Source organism: Kitasatospora sp. NPDC085464 (assembly GCF_044541955.1).
Lineage (GTDB): Bacteria > Actinomycetota > Actinomycetes > Streptomycetales > Streptomycetaceae > Kitasatospora.
The window spans coordinates 1-2,368 of sequence record NZ_JBITTM010000118.1 but is presented as its reverse complement, the minus strand read 5'-3'; the positions used below and the strand labels follow the sequence as shown (position 1 = coordinate 2,368).

The 2,368-nt window shown below is 69.1% G+C and carries 2 protein-coding genes; one reads left to right on the top strand and one right to left on the bottom strand.

Going from position 1 to position 2,368, the window contains the following annotated elements; genetic code table 11:
- Positions 1–242 precede the first annotated feature (242 nt).
- The gene (locus ACIGG8_RS42825; RefSeq protein ID WP_396553989.1) at positions 243–635 is read left to right on the top strand and encodes a hypothetical protein; all 393 of its coding nucleotides are present in this window, start codon (positions 243–245) and stop codon (positions 633–635) included.
- Here the strand turns inward: ACIGG8_RS42825 and ACIGG8_RS42820 are convergent.
- The gene (locus tag ACIGG8_RS42820; protein WP_396553988.1) at positions 632–1,867 is read right to left on the bottom strand and encodes an IS110 family transposase; all 1,236 of its coding nucleotides are present in this window, start codon (positions 1,865–1,867) and stop codon (positions 632–634) included. The genes ACIGG8_RS42825 and ACIGG8_RS42820 overlap by 4 nt on opposite strands.
- Positions 1,868–2,368 lie beyond the last annotated feature (501 nt).

Sequence of the window (2,368 nt, the reverse complement as noted above, 5' to 3'; positions counted from 1 at the left end):
AAAGGGGGACCTGCAGGTCGAGCCGCCCGGCGGCGTCTTCGCCGAGCCCGACGACCACGGGCTCGGACGCTCCCGCGGCGGGCTGACCACCAAGACATCTCATGTCGCTGGCGGTCAACTCGCCGGTGGAGGCGTCACGTCCAGCCCCTGCAGTCGGTGGGCTCTGAGTCCTCAGCTGGCATGTCGGAGCCGCCCGGTAGCATCGCCGAGCGTTGCGAAGGGGAGTCCGGAGGGGACTGAGCATGCAGGTCGCGGGTGTTGACTTTCGGGTGAATCATCCGGTTCTGGCGCTGGGATCGACCGACTGGTTGCCGGCGTTGAACTTGCGAGACGAAGCCGCGGTCGGGTGTGACACCCACGTGGCGGTCCGGGTTCAGGCTCAGGTTCAGCTGGTCAGGGTCCGGCTCTTCTCCGAGCCGTTCGACGAGGGGCCCGGACCGGATCCTTCCTTCACGGCTGTCTTCGAGGGGCCGATCTCGTTGGCCGACGGACGGCTGGTCATCGGTGATGTCATGGGTGTGACGCGCTTCGTGAGTCTCGTCGGGGAAGCGGGCAGGCGGCAGATCCGGGTCGCCGTTGACGAGCCCGGTTGGAACGCGGCTGCAGTCGACATCTCCGTCGGCGCGCGGCTCTAGGCGGCGAGCGCGACAGCCTGGGCGAAAGCCCGTTCGGAGTCGTAGAGCGTGCGGTTCCGCAGGCAGTGGTAGAGGCAGCCGAGGAGCTTGTTGAACAGGTTCCGCAGGGCTGAGGTATGCCGCTCGCCGCCGCCGCGTCGGGCGTCGTAGTGCCCGCGGGGTTCGTTCGAGCGCAGGGCGGCGAAGGCCCACATGTAGCCGGCGGAGGCCAGTCTCTGGTTCTTGACGGCTCTGGCGACCACGACGCGGCTGCGGCCGGAGGCCCGGGTCACCGGTGCGGCGCCGGCGTATGCCTTCAAAGCCCGGGCATCGGCGAACCGGTCCCGGTCGTCACCGATCTCGGCGAGGACGCGGGCTCCGGACGTGACGGACAGCCCGGGGAAGCTGGTGATAATCTCCGCGTCGGGATGGGAGAGGAACGCCTCCTCGGCGGCCGCGGCGAGGTCGTCGACGCTCCGGCAGGTGGCGTCGAGTTGCTGGAGGAGGGCCTGGGCCTGCTTGCCCATGGCCTGCTCGACCGTCGGCAGCTGGCGCAGGCACTCACTGCGGAAGATCTCCCGGAGCCGTTCGACCTCGACGTCGGTCCCGCGCCGGAGCCGTCCGGCGCGGTTGAGCAGAGCACGCAGTTGGCTGCGGGTGAGCTGGGCCGCTGCCACCGGGGTGGGTGCCGCGGCCAGGACCGTGCGGGCGTGCTTGGAGTCAAGGCCCAGCGCGCCGGCACCGTGGAACGCCTGGAGAGCGGCTGGGTAGTACTCGCGCAGGTGTGAGCGGAGTCTGTTGACCATCTGGGTCTTGTCCCAAACCGCGTCCTGGTGGGCTCGGGCCAGCACGGCGACGGCCTGGACGAGTTCGCTGTCGGTGGGAAGAGGCCGGTGGGCGGCCATGTCGGTGCGGAGGATGTTGGCCAGGACGCGGGCGTCGGCGGCGTCCGACTTGGCCCGGGAGATGCTGCTGCGGTCGCGGTAGCGCGCGGCGGCCAGTGGGTTGATCGCGTAGACGTTGCGCCCGGTGGCCCGCAGACCCGCCACCAAGAGGCCGCGCGGAGTCTCGATCGCCACCGGTATGGGCTCCTCGGGACTGTCGCCGTGGCGGGCCAGCAGCTCCAGCAGGGCATTGAAGCCGGCGCTGTCGTCGCTGATCCTCAGCTTGGCCAGTCGGGTGCCGTCCTGGTCGACCAGCGCGATGTCGTGGTGGTTCTCGGCCCAGTCGATACCGCAGAAGATCTTGCTCAACCTCGTTCTCCTGTTTGCGCGTTGCGTTAGTGCTGTCGGCTCCGTGCGGAGCACGCGGCGCTCTAATAGAAGTGCTCGGGGCACGCCATCTCATGAGCCGTTCGTGTCTCCAGCGACCGGCAGGGACCTCGGTCTGTTGGAGAGCTCCGGGCTCGCGAACTGCTGAGAGGTCGGCCCCTGTCGGCGGGCTGAGGACATGAAAACCTGGCTTGGTGCGGAGCCACCGGGCGGGGCGCGGTCTTGGTGAAGGGATCGCGTCCCCGGATCCACCTTGGGCCTCCGCCCGGTGGCGTGGTGAGGAGGGACCGGTCTGACCTGAGGGATCACAGTCCCGGAACGGGGGCAGGCTTCCACCTCACACAGCGAGCCCTTGCGCTTCCGTGCTCGGGCTCACTGCTGAGCTATTAGATCCACCTGGCGGTCGAGCAGGCGCAGAAGCTGATGTCGCTCGTGATCACCGCTGGACAGCGCGGCGACTCCCCGCAGTTCCAGGTCGTCCTG

Coding starts and splice junctions, on each gene's coding strand:
- ACIGG8_RS42825 (WP_396553989.1), top strand. CDS start 243: ATGCAGGTCGCGGGTGTTGACTTTCGGGTGAATCATCCGGTTCTGGCG.